General features: G+C 48.6%; 1 rRNA gene. It reads left to right on the top strand.

Annotated features, from left to right (window positions below):
* Nucleotides 1–415, top strand: a 16S ribosomal RNA gene (locus JMN17_RS21425); the annotation flags it as partial.
* Nucleotides 416–697 lie beyond the last annotated feature (282 nt).

Genomic DNA, 697 nt, shown 5'->3' with positions numbered 1-697 from the left:
CCAGCATTCAGTTGGGCACTCTAAGGTGACTGCCGGTGACAAACCGGAGGAAGGTGGGGATGACGTCAAATCATCATGCCCCTTATGACCTGGGCTACACACGTGCTACAATGGACAGAACAAAGGGCAGCGAAACCGCGAGGTTAAGCCAATCCCACAAATCTGTTCTCAGTTCGGATCGCAGTCTGCAACTCGACTGCGTGAAGCTGGAATCGCTAGTAATCGCGGATCAGCATGCCGCGGTGAATACGTTCCCGGGCCTTGTACACACCGCCCGTCACACCACGAGAGTTTGTAACACCCGAAGTCGGTGAGGTAACCTTTTAGGAGCCAGCCGCCGAAGGTGGGACAGATGATTGGGGTGAAGTCGTAACAAGGTAGCCGTATCGGAAGGTGCGGCTGGATCACCTCCTTTCTAAGGATATATTACGGAATATAAGACCTTGGGTCTTATAAACAGAACGTTCCCTGTCTTGTTTAGTTTTGAAGGATCATTCCTTCAAAAACATAGGAACACCTGCTAAATGCGCCACATCTGTGGGAACGCATGTGTTAGCATGTCCTATACGTTGTTCTTTGAAAACTAGATAACAGTAGACATCACATTCAATTAGTAATACAAGATATCACATAGTGATTCTTTTTAACGGTTAAGTTAGAAAGGGCGCACGGTGGATGCCTTGGCACTAGGAGCCGA

It is taken from the genome of Bacillus sp. RHFS10 (assembly GCF_016757475.1).
In the GTDB taxonomy this organism is placed as follows: Bacteria; Bacillota; Bacilli; order Bacillales; family Bacillaceae; genus Bacillus; species Bacillus subtilis_G.
Note: the sequence above shows the minus strand (reverse complement) of the source record. Positions and strands in the feature narration are given on the sequence as shown.